Raw genomic sequence first — 20,659 nt, forward strand, 5'->3', positions numbered from 1 at the left:
TCATTGAGTGCTAATACCGGAGAGTAACCAAAATCCGAACGGCTGTAATAAAAAAAATCCCGGCCTTGCGACCGGGATTCGTTTATCAACACGCCATTGCCTTACGGCAGAATTGACGGCTGATCCGCCCCTTCTTTCTCGACTTTCTGCTGCAGCATGTGCTCGCGCTTCATGCCCAGCTTCAGCGCCAGCGCGGACGCGACGTAGATAGAAGAAGCCGTACCGATGGAGACGCCAATCAGCATAGTCAGCGAGAAGCCAGCCAGAATCGGACCGCCGAAGAGATACAGCATCAGGATAACCATCAAGGTTGTCCCGGAGGTGATCAAGGTACGGTGCAGCGTCTGCGTCAACGACACGTTAAAGATTTCGTACGGCGTACCGCGGCGAATCTTACGGAAGTTTTCACGAATACGGTCAGATACCACGATACTGTCGTTCAGCGAGTAGCCGATAACCGACATCAACGAGGCCACGATGGTCAGGTCAATCTCGATATGCAGTAACGACAGCACGCCCATGGTGATCACCACGTCGTGCGCCAGCGCGATAACCACCCCAGCCGCCAGGCGCCACTCAAAGCGGAAACCGACGTAGATCAGGATACATACCAGCGCGGCGATCAGCGCCAGCGCGCCGGTTTGCGCAAGATCGGCGCCGACGCTCGGACCGACAAACTCAATACGCTTGACCGTGGCGTTCTGGCTGGTCGATTCGTTAATGACGCTAACGACTTTACTGCCCAGCTCCTGGCTGCCGTTGGCGTCATGCACCGGCGGCATACGCACCATGATGTCGCGGCTGCTGCCGAAGTTTTGCAGCTGCGGCTCTTCAAAGCCCGCCTTCTGCAGCGACTGGCGCACCTGGTCCATATCGACAGGTTTTTCGAGGGTAATCTCAATCACCGTACCGCCGGTGAAATCCAGACCCCAGTTAAACCCGCGCACGCCAATTATAATAATGGACAGAATCAGCAAAAAACCTGAAATGCCGAAGGCCCAGTAGTCCCAGCGCATAAAGTCCCAGACTTTACGGCCGTGGTTCAATTGTTCAACAGTATATTCCTGTGCCACAACGCACTCCTCAGATAGACAGCTTTTTAACGCGCTTGCCGCCGTACAGCAGGTTCACGATGGCACGGGTGCCGACGATAGCGGTAAACATTGAGGTCGCAATACCAATACCGGTGGTAATCGCAAACCCTTTAATGGCACCGGTACCGACCGCGTACAGGATAATGACTTTGATAAGCGTCGTAATGTTGGCATCAAAGATGGAGCTGAACGCGCCGCGATAACCTTCGTCAATCGCCTGCTGCACGGAACGCCCGTTGCTCAGCTCTTCTTTAATACGTTCGTTAATCAGAACGTTCGCATCGACCGCCACCGCAAGGGTTAAGACGATCCCCGCAATCCCCGGCATAGTCAGCGTCGCCCCCGGAATCAGGGACATAATGCCGACGATCAGCACCAGGTTCGCCACCAGCGCCGAGGTCGCAATCAGGCCGAACTTCTTGTAGAAGAAGATCATAAACAGAATTGAGACCACCAGTCCGGCCAGACACGCTTCCAGGCCCTGCTTAATGTTCTGCATCCCGAGGGTTGGACCGATAGTCCGTTCTTCAACAATCTGAATCGGCGCAATCAGCGCGCCTGCGCGCAGCAGCAGAGAGAGCTGACGCGCTTCGGTTGCGTTGCTGATACCGGTAATGCGGAAGCTGTTACCCAGACGAGACTGAATATTGGCGATGTTAATCACCTCTTCCTCTTTCGCCAGAATCGCACGACCGTTGGCATCTTTCTTACCGCTGTCTTTGTACTCCACGAACAGGGTCGCCATCGGTTTGCCGATGTTGTCCTTGGTGAAGTTAGACATGATGTTGCCGCCAGCGCTATCAAGGGAGATGTTAACCTGCGCCTGGTTGTACTCATCCATGCTCGACGTCGAGTCGGTGATGTGATCGCCGGTGAGGATAACGCGCTTGTACAGCACAACCGGCTGGCCTTCGCGGGTAAATTTCACTTCAGAGTCGCCCGGTACGCGGCCGGAAGCGGCTGCGGAGCTATCAACGTTGGTGTTAACCAGACGGAACTCCAGCGTCGCGGTCGCGCCGAGAATCTCTTTCGCACGTGCGGTATCCTGAATACCCGGCAGTTCAACCACAATACGGTCGGCGCCCTGGCGCTGAACCAGAGGTTCGGCAACGCCCAGCTGGTTTACACGGTTACGCAGGATAGTAATGTTCTGCTGAACGGCATATTCGCGGGCTTCTTTCAGACGGTCGTCGGTCATCACGGCTTTCAGGCCAGTGCTGCCCTGAGTGGAGATAACCAGATCGCGGTGGCGAGGGCTAAGGTAGGAGATAGCCTGGTCGCGCGCGGCGCTATCGCGGAAGGCGATGCTCAGACCGTAGTTGTCTTCTTTACGCACGGTGGTGTAAGGAATGCCTTTATCACGCAGTTCGCTGCGCAGGCTGTCGATATTTTGTTCCTGCAGTTTGCCCAGCGCGGTGTCCATGTCGACTTCCATCAGGAAGTGCACGCCGCCGCGCAGGTCAAGACCCAGCTTCATCGGCTCGGCATAAAGGGCCGCCAGCCAGCGCGGGGTTGCCGGAGCAAGGTTAAGCGCCACGACGTATTTGTCACCCAGCACGCCCATCAGCGCTTCGCGCGCGCGCAGCTGGATATCGGTGGTGTCGAAGCGCGCAAGAATTGCGCCCTCTTCCAGTGCCACAGACTTCGCGGTAATTTTTTCTTCTTGTAGTGTTTTCTGGACCTGGATCAGCGTTTGCTCACTGGCGGCGACGCCGCGCGCGCCAGTGATTTGAACGGCCGGATCCTCACCATACAGGTTGGGAAGCGCATACACTAAGCCGACGACAATAACGACGACCAGCATGACGTACTTCCACAAAGGATAACGGTTTAACACGGCAGTTCCCTTAGGGAAAATGGGTAATTACAGCGCCTTCATGGTGCCTTTCGGCAGAACGGCAGCTACGAAGTCACGTTTGATAACCACTTCAGTGGTATCGTTCAGCGCGATAGCGATATATCCGCTTTCCGCAACTTTAGTGACGCGCCCTACCAGGCCGCCGTTGGTCAGAACTTCATCGCCTTTGGCAATGGAGCTCATCAGGTTTTTATGTTCCTTGGTGCGTTTCTGCTGTGGACGCAGGATCATGAAGTAAAAAATCAGACCAAACACCACCAGCATCAGGATCAGAGACATCGGGCTGCCCTGCGCCGCGCCACCGGTTGCTGCTACCGCATCAGAAATAAAAAAGCTCATTGAAATTCCCTCATTATTAAAATTAGTCAACGTTCAAAGGTGGAACGGTTCGACCCTGACGTTGGTAAAAATCGGTCACGAAGCTCTCTAATTTACCCTCTTCGATAGCCTTGCGTAAACCAGCCATTAAGCGCTGATAGTAACGCAGGTTATGAATGGTATTGAGGCGCGCGCCCAATATTTCGTTGCAACGGTCCAGATGATGCAAGTAAGCGCGTGAATAGTTGCGACAGGTGTAGCAATCACATTCTGCATCCAGCGGCGAAGTATCGCTCTTGTGCTTCGCGTTGCGGATTTTCACCACGCCGTCGGTGACGAACAGGTGGCCGTTGCGCGCATTGCGCGTCGGCATGACGCAGTCGAACATATCGATCCCGCGGCGCACCCCTTCGACCAGATCTTCCGGCTTACCGACGCCCATCAGATATCGCGGCTTGTCGGCCGGGATCTGCGGGCAGACGTGCTCCAGAATACGATGCATATCTTCTTTCGGCTCGCCGACAGCCAAACCGCCGACAGCGTAGCCATCAAAGCCAATCTCTACCAGACCTTTAACAGAGATATCACGTAAATCTTCGTAAACGCTGCCCTGAATAATGCCAAACAGCGCATTTTTATTGCCCAGACCGTCAAAACGGTCGCGGCTGCGCTTCGCCCAGCGCAGGGACATTTCCATCGAGCGCTTAGCGTAATCCCAGTCCGCCGGGTATGGCGTGCATTCGTCGAAGATCATCACGATATCGGAACCGAGATCGTACTGAATCTCCATCGATTTTTCCGGATCGAGGAAAATCGGATCGCCGTTGATCGGGTTGCGGAAGTGCACGCCCTGCTCGGTGATCTTGCGAATATCGCCGAGGCTGAAGACCTGGAAGCCGCCGGAGTCGGTGAGGATCGGCCCTTTCCACTGCATAAAGTCGTGCAGGTCGCCGTGCAGCTTCATGATCTCCTGGCCCGGACGCAGCCACAGGTGGAAGGTGTTGCCGAGAATGATTTGCGCGCCGGTCGCTTCAACTTCCTCCGGCGTCATTCCTTTTACGGTACCGTAGGTGCCGACCGGCATAAACGCTGGCGTTTCAACGACGCCGCGCTCAAACACAAGACGGCCGCGACGCGCGCGACCATCGGTGGTATCTAACTCAAATTTCATTATCACTCCTGCGTCAGAAAAACAGTCTGACGTTAAACACGCGCATCGCGGACTTATTCCCCGACACGTTCAAAAATAGCCTGCGGATTGTACGTGATAAACATCGCGTCCCCGTAGCTAAAAAAGCGATATTTTTGTTCTACCGCAGCCTTATAGGCGTTCATGGTGTGCTGATAGCCGGCAAACGCGGAAACCAGCATAATCAGCGTGGATTCAGGCAGATGGAAGTTGGTCACCAGCGCATCAATGACTTTGTACTGATAGCCTGGATAGATAAAAATCTGCGTATCGCCGAAGAAAGGCTCAATCAGGTCATTTTTCGCCGCCTGCGCCGCGCTTTCCAGCGAACGCACCGAGGTCGTACCGACCGCAATCACCCGACTACCGCGCGCTTTTGCCGCCAGCACCGCATCGACCACCTCCTGCGGCACTTCCGCATATTCAGAGTGCATAATGTGGTCTTCAATGCTGTCTACGCGCACCGGCTGGAAGGTCCCCGCTCCGACGTGCAGCGTAACAAACGCCATCTCAACGCCTTTTTCGCGCAGCTTCGCCAGCAGCGGCTCGTCAAAGTGCAGGCCAGCGGTGGGCGCAGCCACGGCGCCCGGTTTTTCGCTATACACGGTCTGGTACAGCTCGCGGTCGGCCTCTTCGTCCGGACGCTCAATGTACGGCGGCAGCGGCATATGGCCGATAGCGTTGAGAATATCCAGTACGCTGCGCACGTCGTCGAACGCCACTTCAAACAGCGCGTCGTGGCGTGCCACCATGGTCGCTTTAATGCTTTCATCGTCGCCAAGCAGCAGCTCAGCGCCGGGTTTCGGCGCTTTAGAGGCGCGAATATGTGCCAGAATACGTTTATCATCCAGCATGCGCTCGACCAGCACCTCAATCTTGCCGCCGCTGGCTTTACGGCCAAACAGGCGGGCCGGGATCACGCGGGTATTATTAAAAACCAGCAGATCGCCAGGGTTGAGCTTGTCGAGTAAATCGGTGAAAGTACCGTGCGTCAGCGCGCCCGTCGGCCCGTCTAATGACAGCAAGCGGCAGCTGCTGCGCTCGGGCATGGGATAGTGGGCAATCAGGGATTCGGGTAATTCAAAGGAAAAATCGGCAACGCGCATGACGGTAACTCAGACTTAATAAAGAGGCGGGTAGTCTAGTGCCGGGAGGTTCTCCCTGCAACCGTTACCACCTCAGGACAAAGATTAAACGATGAATTTTCTTGCACACCTGCACCTTGCTCATCTCGCCGACAGTTCGCTGCCCGGTAATTTGCTGGCCGATTTCGTTCGCGGCGACCCCGCCGGCGACTGGCCGGCTGACGTTGTGGAGGGCATCTTTATGCACCGCCGGATCGATGTCCTGACGGATAACTTGCCCGAAGTCGCCGAAGCCAAAGGGTGGTTTCGCCCCGAAACGCGCCGGGTCGCGCCCATTACCCTGGACGTGATGTGGGACCATTTCTTGTCACGCCACTGGGCGCAGCTGTCGCCCGAACTGCCGCTGCCGGAGTTTGTCCGCTATGCCCACACCCAGGTCACATTTATTTTGCCCGCTTCTCCGCCGCGTTTTGTCAATCTCAACGAATACCTGTGGTCAGAGCGCTGGCTCGAACGCTACCGGGACATGGAGTTTATTCAGCGCGTGCTGAACGGGATGGCCAGCCGCCGCCCGCGGCTGGATGCCCTGCGCGACTCCTGGCAGGATCTGGATACCCACTACGATCGGCTACAGGAGCAGTTCTGGCGCTTCTACCCGCAGATGATGGCGCAGGCGAAAAAACGCGAACTGTAAAAGATTGCGCTTTTTTCAGAAAACGCTATTCTGAAAAGCGCTTTTAAATAACGATTGATAGACAAAACCTATCTCATCGATTGTCAGCGTCACGTTGAGTTCCTCCGCGCCGCTCCCTATACTTGCCCGCGTTGCGTTCCAATTAACCTTAGTATTAACAGGAGAATCATATGGTTCTGGTTACTCGTCAGGCTCCGGACTTCACCGCGGCAGCTGTTTTAGGTAACGGCGAAATCGTTGAGAAATTCAACTTCAAACAGCACACCAGCGGTAAAGCCACCGTTCTGTTCTTCTGGCCGATGGACTTCACCTTCGTTTGCCCATCTGAACTGATCGCTTTTGACAAGCGCTACGAAGAATTCCAGAAACGCGGCGTAGAAGTGGTTGGCGTTTCTTTTGACTCCGAGTTCGTCCACAACGCATGGCGTAACACCCCGGTAGACCAGGGCGGCATCGGCCCGGTTAAATACGCGATGGTTGCTGACATCAAACGCGAAATTCAGAAAGCGTACGGTATTGAGCACCCGGACGAAGGCGTTGCCCTGCGCGGTTCCTTCCTGATCGACGCCAACGGCGTTGTTCGCCACCAGGTGGTTAACGATCTGCCGCTGGGCCGTAACATCGACGAAATGCTGCGTATGGTTGACGCGCTGCAGTTCCACGAAGAGCACGGCGAAGTTTGCCCGGCGCAGTGGGAAAAAGGAAAAGAAGGGATGGCCGCTTCTCCGGAAGGCGTGGCTAAATACCTGACCGAGAACGTTTCCAGCCTGTAATCGGCAAAAGGCTCGCAGACGCGAGCCTTTTTTGTTTTATACGCCGCCGCTTTTTTTCACTTCACGCCAGATGCGCCACGCCATCAGCGCCAGCACAACGACGCCAAATATCAGCGCTCCCCATACCAGCAGCGTTTTCCAGCTGCTCTGCTGCTCGGTAGCCGTCGTCGCCGTCAACCGCGCTTCGCCGCCCAGCGTGACGTCTTCTTGCGCGACCGCCAGAGGGAGATCGTTCACCGCCTGCGTCTTACGCAGCGACGGCGGGATCAGCATGTCCAGGGCGACATCCGCCTTTTGCGCCGCCCGGTTTCCCCAGGCCAGCATATAGGGCCCTTTTCCCTGGGTATTAAAGACCAGTTGGTATTTATCGCGCGCCCCGCTTATCGCCGGCAGCGACGCCGATAAGCGGGCATTAATCGTCTTGATGCGAACCGCTTCAACCGGTTGACCTGACAGAGGAATATCGTCCGAACGCTTGCCGTCCAGCTGATACAGCACGGTTTTCGTCAGCGGCTGCCAGGGCTCATTTTCGCCGCTGCGCCAGGCGAGCTCGACCGGTAGAACCCCTTCGCCTGCCAACGATATTCTGAGCGAAGTCAGCGGCTGAGGCCGGGCCCAGCGCCAAACGGCCTCCTCATCTGAAACCCTGTGCGCCTGAGCATTAAGCTCAATGCGCGTAGACTCCGGTTCTCTGCGTTCCGCCAGGGCCGTCACGCTATTTAACGCCGGCGCCTTGCTTTGCGCATCGAGGATCAGCAGCAGGTAACGATTACCTTGCGCCGAGAGGGTCAGGCTGGCGCTAATGGTGTCCATTTTCAAACGATCGTTATCGCGCGCCAGATCCATGAGGGGCGCATCCTCCTGAACCGGATGCCAGTACTTCAAATCGCGGCTGGAATACAGCGACGCTTTCCCCTGCCAGTTAGCCGCCAACGATTCCCAGTTCAGCCGCAGTTGAGCCAGCGCGAAAGCGTCCGTCTTATCCACCGGCAGCGTCAGTAAATAGCTCTGCCCGAGCGCCTTTACATCCTCTGTTTCCAGGCGAATTTCGATCCCCGTGGTTGAGCGCAGAAGCAGCGACTCTACGCCGCGACGACTCTCCTCCCGCGGCGGAACCAGCGACATCTGCAGAGGGAATAGACGTAGCGCCATCGTCTCAGGCATCGCTGGCTGGACCTTCTGCGCCTGAAGAGCGAACGGTACGGTCTCTCCCTGATGGTTGAATACCCGCACATCGCGCAAATCAGGCCAGGCCGTCCCCTGATATATCGTCGGCGGCAGCTCAACGCGGTACCAGGGCGACGCGCCGCTGGTTTCCAGCATCAGGCCCTGCCTGTAGTCCAGAGGCTGTTCTCGCGCCTCATCGCTACTGGCTGCCGTCCCCGCCGCGCCCAACAGCACGCCGCATAACACCGCTTTCATCCATTTCATTTCTTTTCTCCTGCTTTGGGCGGCAACGGGGAAAAATACCCGACAATCAACACCAAAATCGCCACGCCGATAAACGCAACAGCCCGCGCCAGCCCGCCGCCGCCTGCGCTATCCACCAGCATGAGTTTCACAATAACAATGCCTAACAACGCCGCGCCGCATAGCCATTCGCGGCGGGAAAGTCGCCGCGTCGCGCGCAGCATGACCGTCAGCGCCACCAGCGTCCAGACCAGAGCGAAAGTGGTCTGAATTAAACGCGAATGCCACAGCGGCGTGATACTCCAGGCCACCTCGCCGTACCAGGCCAGGGCGCGCAGCAGCAGGCCATTCAGCCACCAGAAGCCGAGCGCCAGCAGAGCAACGATGGGCCAGGGACGGCATACCGATAGCTGCAGCGGAAAATAACGCCGCGAAACGCGATAAAATATCGTCAGCCCAAGCAGCGCGAAAGCGGCGCCCTCTTCCAGCGGGTTAATCAGCGGCAAATAGGTCTGACCGTAGACCGTGCCATCCTGCACATTCGTCAGCATTAACAGGCATCCCAGCGCCACCGCCACCGGTATCATCGCCTGAGAAGCATACAGCGCAGGCCATACCCGGAATGGCCATACTTGCCGATGAACGGCTTCCGAGACGAGGAAAATCAGCATCCCGCCCGCCGCCATCATTAATCCGCTCGCCCAGGCCGACATGCCCCACAGCAAATCCTGGGTAAACCAAAACAGTTCCATTGCCAGCGCCAGAAAAATCATCCACAACAGCGACAGGTGGGCCAGCTTACTCAGGCGTGGCGGCAGTGAATGCCCATCACGCCAGAGCAGGGCCGCCGCCGCGGGTAGCGCCGCGCACCAGGCCAGATTTTGCCAGCCAGCAGCGAAAATCTGCTGCTGGGAGAGCTGGTAAAACAGCACCATCAGCATCATTGGCCACAGCAGCCATTTGCTCGCATCCAGCTCTTGCCAGGCCAAACGCGCGGCGGCCGCGCGCCAGCACCACACCGATGCCGCCAGCGCCGCCAGCACGCCAAAGACAATCTGCGCGTCTTTACTCAACGCCAGCTGCGATGCGCCGACAAGCGCCACCATCCAGAACAACAGGCCGCCGATAAGCAGCCCCCAACTGCCCTGCACCTGGACGGTTCGCCACAGCCATGCGGCCGTCAGCCAGCTCAGGCTGAGTACGGCGAAAATCAGCAGCAAAGAGAGCGGCGTGGCGCCATTCGCCTGCGCCCATAGCGCGCTGCCAACCGCCAGTACCAGTAACGCCGTACCGCTGTAGCTCATGCGTCGCTGCTGCTGTTGCACCCCCAGCCAGAGGATGCCAAGACCTTCCAGCGACCAGGCCATCGCGGTCCAGCGAGCCGACAGCGCCAGCGGGATGGCCAGCGTGGTAAAGGCACCGCCGAGCGCCAGCGCCGCCAGCACCAGCGGCTTCCCTAAAGAGGGGTAGCGACGCAGCGCCAGCCAGGCCAGGGCCAGATAGAAACCGCCGTAGCCCAGCGCGCTGAGCGCCGGCCCGTATGCCATGTGCCGGGTAATGGCGTACTGCATACCAAAGCCGACCAGCGGTGGCGCAAACAGCAGCACGCCGTCAATAATCTGACGACCTTTTTCCTGCGCCCGCAGCGACAGCGCCACGCTCAATACGCCAAAAATAAGCGTATTGGCGATTAAAAACAGCTGGCAGCTCAGGTAAAACGCTGGCCGATACTCATTCAGCCCCCACAGGCCGCCGATGCCAAAGGTAAACAGCAGACCAAGCAGATTAAGCTCGCGCCAGTGCTGGCGGATGCTGATGGCAAGAATGCCGATCGACAGCAGAAGATAGAAGGAGAACAGCGCCACATGGCTGCCGCCGCCGGTAGAGAGCAGCAGCGGCGCAAGATAACCGCCGAGGCTCGCCAGCATGGCCAGGCTGAGCGCTTTTTGCACAATCGCCAGTCCTACGCTCGCCGCGCAGATCGCCACCAGCAGCGCAAACGCCAGGGTCATCGGCAGCATCTGCCACAGGCGAAAGGCGCCAAAAACCGTGAGATAGAGCGCGCCCGTTGCCCCACCCTGCAAGATCAGGGCGTACACCGGTTGCTTATGCCGCAATCGCCATCCGACAGCCAGCAGGACGACCGCGAACAGCGCCGCCGCGACCAGACGTAATTCGAGGGGGAACAGAGCGTGTTCCACGGTATAGCGCAGCAGAAAGGAGAGGCCAAGAAACAGCAGCAGGATTCCGAGCTTCGCCAGCGGGTTGCCCTGCATAAACCAGGCTACCAGTGACGATATTATTCCGCCAAACGCGGAAGGCGGTTCGCTTTCGGGGGCAGATTTTACCGTTGGCTCTGGCTGCGGCGTTGGCTGCGCGCGCCACGGATCGATGGCTTCAGCCTCCGGCTCCGGCCGAGGCTCACTGGGCTCCGCCATCATCGCGTCAGCCGCGATAGCGGCCGCTGGCGTCGTCGGCGCGACGGCGGTGGCCTCTGCCGCAGGCGCCTGTTCGGCGCCGCGTCGCTCAAGCTCCTCAACCCGACGTCGCAAAGCCGCCAGCTCAAAACGGACCGCCGCGCTGCGCCTGAGGGCGACAATCGCGACGATCGGCGCAACCACCAGCCCGCAGAATAAAATAACACCGCCAAAGATCAGCAGATCGTCCATGTTCCCACCTTCACTCGTTGAAGAGGGAGCAGAATGACATAAATTGTCTTATCAGCGCTATCCGCGACAGATGAAAAACACAAATGAGGGCGTCACGCCCTCACCGGGTAAGCGCCTGGCGTTTTAAAACGCAAAGCAGGAGCAGCCAAGCACGCCCCAGAACGCCTGCTCATCGGCAACCGGAATCGACGATTTGCGCGCAATATCATGCTGATGTCCGTGCACGCCGCAGCTGCCGCAGCACTGGTGCATTTGCACGATCGCGCCGATTTTCGCGGCCGTCGGCGGCGCGGAACGGTAATGACCCGAAACCTTCACCACCGGCGACCACTCGGGCAGCACCGGAATGGGCGGCGGCGCCAGCGGCGAGAAGTGTCCGGCGGCGTACACCACTTTGCCGTCAACCACCGTCAGCACCGACTCGATCCCCTTAATTTCCTCTTCCGCGACGCTGAAATAGTCTTTAGAGAGCACCACCAGGTCGGCAAGCTGGCCTTGTTCAATGCGCCCTTTCTTACCCTGCTCGCTGGAAAACCACGCGCTTCCCGCGGTCCACAGCTCCAGCGCCACATCGCGCGGCAGGCGGTTGCTGTCGTCGTACATCGCCATCCCGCCGACGGTACGCCCGGAAACCAGCCAGTAGAGCGCGGTCCACGGGTTGTAGCTCGCCACGCGGGTGGCATCCGTCCCCAGCCCCACCGGAACCTCCAGCTCGAGCATTTTGGCGACCGGCGGCGTATGTTTGACCGCATCTTTCCCGTAGCGATCGACAAAATATTCGCCCTGGAAAGCCATACGATGCTGCACCGCTATGCCGCCGCCCAGCGCCTTAACGCGTTCGATATTACGCTCGGTGATGGTTTCCGCATGATCGAAGAACCAGTGCAGCCCGTTGAACGGGATATCGCGATTCACCTTCTCGAAGACGTCGAGCATCCGGCTGATGGATTGATCATAGGTCGCGTGCAGGCGGAACGGCCAGCGGTGTTCAACCAGATGGCGCACCACCCGCTCCAGCTCATCTTCCATCCCTTCCGGCAGATCCGGACGCGGCTGGAGGAAGTCTTCGAAATCCGCCGCCGAGAACACCAGCATCTCCCCGGCGCCGTTGGCGCGGTAAAAATCGGTGCCCTGTCCCGGCTTGAGCATATCGGTCCAGCGCTCAAAATCTTCCAGCTCCTGCTTAGGACGCTGGGTGAACAGGTTATAGGCGATACGTACGGTCATCTGCTCTTTGGCGTGCAGCTGTTCAATAATTTCATAATCTTCCGGGTAGTTCTGGAAACCACCCCCGGCATCAATGGCGCTGGTCAGCCCCAGACGATTCAGCTCGCGCATAAACTGCCGCGTTGAGTTGACCTGAAGTTCCAGCGGCAGCTTCGGCCCTTTGGCCAGCGTCGAGTAGAGGATCATGGCGTTGGGTTTGGCGATCAGCATCCCGGTCGGATTACCGTTGCCGTCGCGAACGATCTCGCCGCCCGCCGGATCCGGCGTCTCTTTGGTGTAGCCCACCGCCTTCAGCGCCGCGCGGTTTAGCAATGCGCGATCGTACAGATGCAGGACAAATACCGGCGTATCCGGCGCCGCATCGTTAAGCTCCTCCAGCGTCGGCATCCGCCGTTCGGCGAACTGGAATTCGCTCCAGCCGCCGACCACCCGTACCCACTGCGGCGACGGCGTGCGATCGGCCTGATCTTTTAGCATCCGCAGCGCGTCCGCCAGCGAGGGAACCCCCTCCCAGCGCAGCTCCAGATTGTAGTTCAGACCGCCGCGGATCAGGTGCAGATGGGAGTCGTTCAGGCCCGGGATGACCGTATGGCCTTTAAGATCGATAATTTGCGTCCCGTCCGCGGCAAAGCTCATGATCCGATCGTGGCTACCGGCGGCGAGAATTTTACCGTCAGCGATCGCCACCGCATCGGCCAGGGGATTTTGACGATCGAGAGTATGAACCCGACCGTGGGTCAGGATCAGTGTGGCAGTTTGCGACATAACGCACTCCTTCAGGAGGCTGGCTCAGTTTTTCTTTAACCAGCCAGCAAACAGACGGGTCACGATGGGCATCCAGAACCAGACCACCAGCGCGACCACACAGGCATCATTGATCAGATGCAGCAACAGGCTTCCCTTCAGCGAGGGCAACAGTATTCCGGTTATCGACGGCACCAGGTTGGTGCTGGGGAAAATCACCAGCAGGGTGATTAAAAATTGCTTCCAGCGTCGCGGCTGGCGCACGTTCACCGCCGGCGGCGTAAACCAGAAGGCCGGTTCGGTACGGACTTCGGTTCGGTCGCCTTCGCTCAGCAGCGGCGCGATTTCCGCCACCAGCTGGCGGCGGGTCTCCGACTGGGTCCAGGCGTAAAGATGCTCAATGGTGTCGAAGCGAATAATCACGCTCCATAAATTCTGTCCGGGGGCTGGACGGATGACGTTTGCGCCAAGATGGCCGGGAAACTCTGCCGCAATCGGCATAATTTTGCCCAGCCACGCCTCATAACGTTGGCCATGCTCGGGGTCAAGCACATGGCTGATCACCAGGGTCACCGATTTCTGCTGCGCCATTAACAGTTCCTTGCTTCAGGGAATGGCGGGTTGTCCGCCGCCATTCGCTATACATGACCATACACAAAATCATTCATGCTGCTTCGGGGCGGACAAACCAAGCCAACAAAGAGGCAGCGTGAAGGATGAAGTGTATTTAAGCTTTACGCTCTGGCGCGCCGTGCACCATGGTATAAGCGTAATCCACGCCCATCCCGTAGGCGCCGCTGTGCTCGCGCACCAGATCCATTACCGCGTCATAGGTCTCTTTACGCGACCAGTCGCGCTGGTACTCAAGCAGCACCTGCTGCCAGGTCACCGGCACCGCGCCGGCCTGCACCATACGGTCAATAGAGCGCTCGTGGGCATCAACCGAGGTGCCGCCGGAGGTATCTGTCACCACGTAAACTTCATAGCCCGCATCTAGCGCCATCAGCGCCGGGAAGGTCAGACAGACTTCCGTCCACAGCGCGGAAATAATCAATTTTTTACGCCCGGTGGCTTTTACCGCGGCAACAAAAGCCGCATCTTCCCAGGAGTTCATCGAAGTACGTTCAATGGGTTTCACATCAGGATGCACGGCCAGCAGTTCCGGCCAGATATAACCGCTGAAGCTTTTAGTTTCTACGGAGGTATAAATCACCGGAACATTAAAAATCTTGCCCGCTTTGGCTAAAGCCACCGTATTATTTTTGAGGGTCTGACGATCAATATTCGCCACGCCAAAAGACATTTGCGGCTGGTGGTCAATAAAAATAAGCGCCGAGTTAGCGGGATCAATCAGTTCACGAATAGACATAACTTATCCTGTTAATCAATGAGTTAAAAAGACACTATTGTTGCCGTTGTGCTGTCTGGATCCTGACTGATAAAGTATGGTGAGTATAGTCAGTAATTTCTAACGAGTTATTAAAGATTTTTTTATTATTTATTTCCAAAGCGAAAAGTTATGGCTATTCGATTAACCATTACAAGATCAGAGAAATTATGTTTATCAAATTTTTACGGTTAACCGTTCTAAATTATTCACTGGAATTGAACAGGGCGCTCCGGTAAAACGGGAGCACTCTTTTTTATCGGAAGTTGACGCATGCGCCTGAACCTTGAGGTCCTGTTGATTCTCGACGCGCTGGACAAACATGGATCTTTTGCCAGCGCCGCAGAATCGCTATTTAAAACCCCTGCCGCGCTGAGCTACATGATTCAAAAGCTGGAAAACGATCTGAATATCACCCTGCTGGATCGCTCCGGGCACCGGGCAAAATTTACCGATACCGGCAGAATGATGCTGGAGAAGGGCCGGTTGCTGCTGAACGCCGCCAAAGATCTGGAAAAACAGGCGGTACAGCTCAGCGCGGGTTGGGAGCGGGATCTGGCTATCGCCCTGGATGACTCTTTCCCGTTCAGCGCGCTGCTGCCGCTGATCGACGCGTTCTACGCCCAGCACCCGCAAACCCGGCTTAACTTTACCCACCATACCCTTGCGGGCTCGTGGGAAGAACTGACCCACAACGGCGCGGATATTATTCTCGGGGCGATCAATGAACCGCCTACGTCCGCCGAATGGTCGTGGAAAATGCTCGGCGCCATGGACAATATTTTCGTCATCGCGCCGGGGCACCCGCTGGCGGAAACCACCCAACCGCTGACTAACAAGCAGCTCAGCCTGCATCGCGCGGTAGTCATCAGCGACAGCGCCCGCTACTGTCATCCGCTCAACAGCAACCTGCTCGACGAGCAGCCGCAAATTCGCGTGGATGATTTCGCCAGTAAAGTCGAACTCTTGCGCGCCGGGCTGGGCTGTGGCTTTTTACCGCGCCATATTGCCCGGCCGTGGCTGGAAAAGGGCGAGCTGGTCGAAAAACCCGTCATCTCCTGTCGCGTGAAAGATATCACCTACATGGCCTGGCGCAGCGGCAATGACGGACTGGCCCAGCGCTGGTGGCGCGAGGCCATTCTGCGGAGCGAAAGTCTGAACCAGCTCTATGCTTAGCGGCTAAACCAGACGCTGGCGGAGATTGCCGGTAGCGTCAGCACGCCGTCGTGCAGCGCGCCGGCGCCCTCTTTCAGCTGCCAGCCGTTGACGTCGAGCAGCGGCGAATCCTCTATCACCACCTCGCAGGCTTCGCCGCGGTTGATCGCCACCAGCACGCGCTGCTGCTTATAGACGCGCACGAACACCACCACATTATCTTCGGCATAAATCACCTGGCAGCCGCCGTAGCGCAGCGCCTGATGAGCCTTACGCAGCTTGCTCATCCGCTTGTACAGGTCGAGCAGATCGCCATCCTGCAACGCCGGATCCCATGGGAACGGTTTGCGGCAGAATGGATCGTTATTGCCGTCCACGCCCACTTCGTCGCCGTAGTAAATGCACGGTACGCCCGGCCAGCTAAATAGCCATACCACCGCCAGCGGCAGGCGCGCGACATCTTTACCCAGCAGAGACTTAAAGCGGGCGGTATCGTGGCTATCAAGCTGGTTAAACATCCGCAGCTGCTGCTGGTGCGACAATCCGGCGCGATAGTTGTCCATCCACGCCATGCAGGTCTGCGCATCAATTTTCTGCGGATCGTAGGAGATATCGGTGTTCGCGAGGAACCCCCACAGCGGGAAGGTGAAGCCGCGGTAGTTCATCGCCGAGTCTTCAACGTCGGCCTGTAGCCACTGGCGCGCGTCGCCGAAATGCTCGCCGAACACGAAAGCGTCCGGCCGCTCCAGCTTCGCCGCCTGGGTAATGCCGGCGATATGACGCAGGTTATTGCGCGCTCCGCCCCCTTCGCCCAGCATGTGCACCACGTCCAGGCGCCAGCCGTCCATGCTCCACGGCGCTTTCAGCCAGTGGCGCACCACGCTATCTTCCCCACCGTAGATTTCATCAATCAGCGTCGACGAACGGTAGTCCAGCTTCGGCAGGCTGGCGTATCCCAGCCAGTCGTGGGCAACGCCCTCGGGGGAAAAATTATACCAGTCGCGCCACGGCGAATCGGCGTTATGGCAGGCGCCGCCGCTGCCGCGCTGGTGGCGGTCGAACCAGGCATGCGAATCGCCGCTATGGTTGAACACGCCATCGAGGATCAGACGCATCCCCTCTTTTTGCGTGTTGTGACGCAGGCGCAGCAGCGCGGCATCGCCGCCAAACTGCGGATCAACGCGGCGGTAATCTTCGGTATCGTATTTATGCACGCTGGGGGCGACAAACACCGGGTTCAGGTACAGCGCCGTGACGCCAAGCTGCTTCAGATACGGCAGCTTCTCGCTGATACCATCAAGATCGCCGCCATAAAAGGTGGAGCCGCCCGCCTCGGCGGTTAACGGTTCATCCCACGCTTTACGCACGATGTCGTGACCGGCGGCGTGATGGTAGTAAGTCGCATCCTGTTCCGCTTCGCGGGACTGGCTGCGGGCAAAACGGTCAGGGAAAATTTGATAAAACACCTGATCGGCCACCCACTGCGGTCCGCTGTCCGGCAGATCGACCGCAAACTGCTCCAGCCTCGCCGGCGGAAAGCGGTTGAATCCCTGCGGCGTGAACCACAGCTGGCGATCGGCCCACAGCAGCTTGAAGCTGTAGCGTCGACGCGGCTGTCCGTTGACGAGGTTGATTTCCCCGCGCCACGCTACCACGCCCGGATGCGGCGCCTGCCGCAGGCGGTGCATCGGCAGAGACAGCTCTTCGTTATCCTCTTCCGCGCGTAGGGTCACCCGCGGCGGCAGATCGTCGCCGCTCAACCATAGCGTAATCATCAGTCGTTCCTGCTGTTCCTTGATAAACGGAGCAACCGGGAGGTGCCATGCCTTCAACATTGTTATTCCTCTCTTTGCAGAATGGGCACACCTTGCCACAGCGTACTGGCGTATGACTCATCATCGGCAGAATTATTGGGGGAGGATGGCGGGGGTGGAGGGATCGCTTGCCGGATAGCCTGAGCGTATCCGGCAAAAAGAGAAGCAAATGACTACGCTTTCGCCAGCTTTCGCTCGCGGCGGGTTTTAAACTGCCAGCCAATCAGCAGCAGGATAATCCACGCAAAGCCGACGTACAGCGAGATGCGGGTATCGGGGTGGTAGCCAATCAGCCCGATAATAAAGACCAGGAACAGCAGGCCAATCACCGTGGTCGTTACCCCTCCGGGTACCTTGAATTTAAGCGCCTTCGCCTCTTCCGGCGGCAGACGGCGGCGGAAGGCGATCTGCGACAGCAGGATCATAATCCACACCCAGACGGTGGCGAAAGTGGCCAGCGAGGCGATCACCAGGAAAACGTTCTCCGGCATAATATAGTTAAGATAGACCGCGAACAGCAGCGCGATGGTCATCACCATCACCGTCACCCACGGCACCCCGCGACGTGAAGTTTTCGCGAACATTTTCGGCGCGCTGCCCTGCTCCGCCATGCCGTGCAGCATACGCCCCACGCCAAAGACGTCGGAGTTAATCGCCGACAGCGAAGCGGTCAGCACCACAAAGTTCAGGATGCTGGCGGCAAAAGTGATGCCGAGATGCTGGAAGGTTAAGACGAACGGGCTGCCGTTGGTCCCGACCTGGTTCCACGGATAGATAGACATAATCACAAACAGCGTACCCACGTAAAACACCAGGATACGCATCGGCACCGAGTTAATGGCGCGCGGAATGGATTTCTCCGGATCTTTCGCTTCGCCGGCGGTGATACCGATAATCTCAATGCCGCCGTAAGCGAACATCACCATCTGCAGCGACATCACCATCCCCAGCCAGCCGTTGCTGAAGAAGCCGCCGTTGCTCCACAGGTTGTGGATGCCGGTCGGCTGCCCGCCGTTGCCAATACCCCAGATAATGATGCCGAAACCGGCGAGGATCATGATGATAATGGTGGCGACTTTGAAGAAGGAGAACCAGAACTCCAGCTCGCCGAAGACCTTCACGCTCATCAGGTTGACGGCGCAGATAATCAGGACCACGCTGAGCACCCAAATCCAGTGCGGTACCGCCGGAAACCAGACGCCCATATAGATGCCGAAGGCCGTGACGTCGGCGATGGCGACAATCAGAATTTCAAAACAGTAGGTCCAGCCGGTGATATAGCCCGCCAGCGGGCCAAGGTAATCCTGCGCGTAGCGCGAGAACGAGCTGGCGGCCGGGTTATGCACCGACATCTCGCCCAGCGCGCGCATAATAATGTAGGCCGCGACGCCGCCGATAATATAAGCCAACAGAACGCTCGGACCCGCCATTTTAATCGCGTCAGCCGAACCATAGAAAAGGCCGGTACCGATTGCCGACCCCAGCGCCATAAAGCGAATATGCCGGGTACTTAGCCCGCGCTTAAGCTTGTTACTACTTTCCATCGTGTTCCATGCCGTTTTTCTCCTCTGGACTTCGCGGGGCAAAGGACAAAGGAGGGTGACCAAAAAACAAAAAACCACGGGACCTGAAGTCCCGTGGTTAAACACCTGTGTAAAGCGTCGGTTAGTGCGCGCTGGAAGTCACCTGACGTCCTGCTGCGCGATCCCAGATAACGGCCAGAATCACCATCACGGCGGTTGGCATCAGCCAGGCCAGACCTTGCTCCGCCAGCGGCAGACGCGCGGTCCAGGACGGCATAATATCTGCAAACGCCGACGCTTTAATGCCGTCAATGATACCAAACATCAGGCTGATAAACATTGCCGGGGCGATAACGCGGGACGAATTATGCCACCAACCGCGGGTAAAGCTTAATACAACCAGTGCGATACACGGCGGATAGATAGCCGTCAGCACCGGAATCGAAATCTGAATCAGGTGGCTCAGACCGAGGTTGGAAACCGCCATCGAAAACAGGCCGAGGATAAACACCAGCGTACGATAGGAGAACGGCAGGTATTGGGCGAAAAACTCCGCGCAGGCGCAGGTCAGGCCCACCGCCGTCACCAGACAGGCGATAAAGATCAGCGCCGCCAGCATAAAGCTTCCCGCGCCGCCGAAAGTATGCTGGACGTAAGCATGGAGAATCGCCGCGCCGTTAGCGGATTGCTCAACCAGCGTGCCGCTATCTGAACCTAAACGGAACAGCGCCAGGTACAGCAGCGTCAGGCCCACGCCGGCCATCAGGCCAGCCCACACGGTGTAGCGGGTCAGCAGGCGGGCTTCGGTCACGCCGCGGGAACGCGCGGCGTTGACAATCACGATACCAAAGACCATCGCGCCCAGGGTATCCATAGTCAAATAGCCGTTGACGAAACCGTTCGAGAACGGCGCGGTACGGTAGGCTTCCATCGCGTGGCTCAGCGGACCGGCGGGCCAGACGATGGCCGCAACGGAAAGAATAATCAGGGCGATAATTTTCAGCGGCGCGAGGAAATTCCCCACGGTATCCAGCAGTTTGCCCGGGTAGAGCGAAACGAGGATCACCAGCGCAAAATAGATAACGCTGTAAATCAGCAGCGGCAGCGCGCCGTCACCGGTCAGCGGCGCAATCCCCACTTCAAAAGAGACGGTGGCGGTGCGCGGAGTCGCGAACAGCGGCCCAACGGCAAGATAGCAGACCACCGCCAGCAGGATACCGGCGACTTTTCCAATCGGCGTGCTCAGGCTCTCTACGCCGCCGCCGACCTTCGCCAGCGCCACGACCGTTAGCACCGGTAGACCCACGGCGGTAATCAGAAAGCCAATAGCCGCGGTCCAGACGTGTTCGCCGGCCTGTAAGCCAACCATCGGAGGAAAGATAATATTGCCTGCGCCGACGAACAGCGCGAAGGTCATAAAGCCCAACGCAATGATGTCGCGAGATTTTAACTGATGGGTCATAAATTCATTACAGCCTGTGGATGTGGTGTTGTAAAAACGGATTTATACCGCGCCTTTCCCTTGGGGATGATACAGCGGCCATTGTCAGTAAACTCAGCGGGATATGCTCCCAAAGCGGCGTGGAAAAGAATAGTTTTTTGAATTACCACGCAAAAACAGTCTGTCTGCGACCGTAGGGGGGCAATTTAAACGCTTATAACGTTTTAAAGCAAGGAGGGATCGCAAAAGCAGATGATTATGCTAACTCTATTTTAATG

The 20,659-nt window shown here is 57.8% G+C and carries 16 protein-coding genes; 3 read left to right on the plus strand and 13 right to left on the minus strand.

Annotated features, from left to right (window positions below; all coding sequences use genetic code 11):
* Nucleotides 1–101 precede the first annotated feature (101 nt).
* The 5 genes from secF to queA are packed head-to-tail and all read right to left on the minus strand — an operon-like array spanning nucleotide 102 to nucleotide 5,565.
* Nucleotides 102–1,073 (minus strand): protein translocase subunit SecF, encoded by a 972-nt coding sequence (gene secF / locus GUC22_RS20970; protein WP_004133953.1) that lies wholly within the window; start codon nucleotides 1,071–1,073, stop codon nucleotides 102–104.
* A 10-nt stretch (nucleotides 1,074–1,083) separates the two neighbouring features.
* Nucleotides 1,084–2,931 carry a protein translocase subunit SecD gene (gene secD, locus GUC22_RS20975; RefSeq protein ID WP_004133955.1) on the minus strand — a complete coding sequence of 616 codons (1,848 nt, stop codon included), beginning with the start codon at nucleotides 2,929–2,931 and terminating at the stop codon, nucleotides 1,084–1,086.
* 27 nt (nucleotides 2,932–2,958) lie between these two features.
* Nucleotides 2,959–3,291, minus strand: coding sequence for a preprotein translocase subunit YajC (yajC, locus tag GUC22_RS20980; RefSeq protein WP_004133958.1), 333 nt, complete (start codon nucleotides 3,289–3,291; stop codon nucleotides 2,959–2,961).
* A 22-nt stretch (nucleotides 3,292–3,313) separates the two neighbouring features.
* Entirely contained in the window at nucleotides 3,314–4,441 is a 1,128-nt protein-coding gene (gene tgt, locus GUC22_RS20985; RefSeq protein WP_004129667.1) for a tRNA guanosine(34) transglycosylase Tgt, read from the minus strand.
* 53 nt (nucleotides 4,442–4,494) lie between these two features.
* Nucleotides 4,495–5,565: a tRNA preQ1(34) S-adenosylmethionine ribosyltransferase-isomerase QueA gene (gene queA, locus GUC22_RS20990; protein ID WP_160183750.1), complete on the minus strand. Its 1,071-nt coding sequence runs from the start codon at nucleotides 5,563–5,565 to the stop codon at nucleotides 4,495–4,497.
* Nucleotides 5,566–5,656: 91 nt separating this feature from the next.
* Between queA and acpH the strand changes: the two genes are divergently transcribed.
* Nucleotides 5,657–6,238: an ACP phosphodiesterase gene (acpH, locus tag GUC22_RS20995; RefSeq protein ID WP_049088787.1), complete on the plus strand. Its 582-nt coding sequence runs from the start codon at nucleotides 5,657–5,659 to the stop codon at nucleotides 6,236–6,238.
* Nucleotides 6,239–6,408: 170 nt separating this feature from the next.
* Nucleotides 6,409–7,011 (plus strand): peroxiredoxin, encoded by a 603-nt coding sequence (locus tag GUC22_RS21000; protein WP_004099418.1) that lies wholly within the window; start codon nucleotides 6,409–6,411, stop codon nucleotides 7,009–7,011.
* 36 nt (nucleotides 7,012–7,047) lie between these two features.
* Here GUC22_RS21000 and GUC22_RS21005 read toward each other — a convergent pair whose 3' ends face one another.
* The 5 genes from GUC22_RS21005 to GUC22_RS21025 form a co-directional block, all read right to left on the minus strand.
* Complete coding sequence (locus GUC22_RS21005) at nucleotides 7,048–8,442, minus strand: DUF3999 domain-containing protein (protein WP_004133962.1); 1,395 nt, start codon at nucleotides 8,440–8,442, stop codon at nucleotides 7,048–7,050.
* Nucleotides 8,439–11,090: a DUF2339 domain-containing protein gene (locus GUC22_RS21010; protein WP_160183751.1), complete on the minus strand. Its 2,652-nt coding sequence runs from the start codon at nucleotides 11,088–11,090 to the stop codon at nucleotides 8,439–8,441. Before GUC22_RS21010 ends, GUC22_RS21005 begins: the two co-directional genes overlap by 4 nt.
* A 123-nt stretch (nucleotides 11,091–11,213) precedes the next feature.
* Nucleotides 11,214–13,082, minus strand: coding sequence for an amidohydrolase (locus GUC22_RS21015; RefSeq protein WP_049088785.1), 1,869 nt, complete (start codon nucleotides 13,080–13,082; stop codon nucleotides 11,214–11,216).
* 24 nt (nucleotides 13,083–13,106) lie between these two features.
* Entirely contained in the window at nucleotides 13,107–13,652 is a 546-nt protein-coding gene (locus tag GUC22_RS21020; RefSeq protein WP_004133964.1) for an antibiotic biosynthesis monooxygenase, read from the minus strand.
* A gap of 136 nt (nucleotides 13,653–13,788) precedes the next feature.
* Complete coding sequence (locus GUC22_RS21025) at nucleotides 13,789–14,430, minus strand: hydrolase (protein ID WP_004133965.1); 642 nt, start codon at nucleotides 14,428–14,430, stop codon at nucleotides 13,789–13,791.
* A gap of 291 nt (nucleotides 14,431–14,721) precedes the next feature.
* Here GUC22_RS21025 and GUC22_RS21030 point away from each other — a divergent pair, with 291 nt between their 5' ends.
* The gene (locus GUC22_RS21030; protein ID WP_004133971.1) at nucleotides 14,722–15,624 is read left to right on the plus strand and encodes a LysR family transcriptional regulator; all 903 of its coding nucleotides are present in this window, start codon (nucleotides 14,722–14,724) and stop codon (nucleotides 15,622–15,624) included.
* On the opposite strand, the gene malZ is transcribed toward GUC22_RS21030, so the two are convergent.
* The 3 genes from malZ to brnQ all read right to left on the minus strand — a co-directional run bounded on the left by malZ (nucleotide 15,621) and on the right by brnQ (nucleotide 20,402).
* The gene (gene malZ, locus GUC22_RS21035; RefSeq protein ID WP_004133972.1) at nucleotides 15,621–17,438 is read right to left on the minus strand and encodes a maltodextrin glucosidase; all 1,818 of its coding nucleotides are present in this window, start codon (nucleotides 17,436–17,438) and stop codon (nucleotides 15,621–15,623) included. The two genes, GUC22_RS21030 and malZ, sit on opposite strands and share 4 nt — an antisense overlap.
* 152 nt (nucleotides 17,439–17,590) lie before the next feature.
* Nucleotides 17,591–18,961, minus strand: a complete 1,371-nt coding sequence (proY, locus tag GUC22_RS21040) for a proline-specific permease ProY (RefSeq protein ID WP_049087374.1) — start codon at nucleotides 18,959–18,961, stop codon at nucleotides 17,591–17,593.
* Nucleotides 18,962–19,082: 121 nt separating this feature from the next.
* Entirely contained in the window at nucleotides 19,083–20,402 is a 1,320-nt protein-coding gene (brnQ, locus tag GUC22_RS21045) for a branched-chain amino acid transporter carrier protein BrnQ (protein WP_049088783.1), read from the minus strand.
* Nucleotides 20,403–20,659 lie beyond the last annotated feature (257 nt).

The organism is Klebsiella sp. MPUS7, assembly GCF_009905335.1.
GTDB classification, from domain to species: Bacteria; Pseudomonadota; Gammaproteobacteria; order Enterobacterales; family Enterobacteriaceae; genus Klebsiella; species Klebsiella grimontii.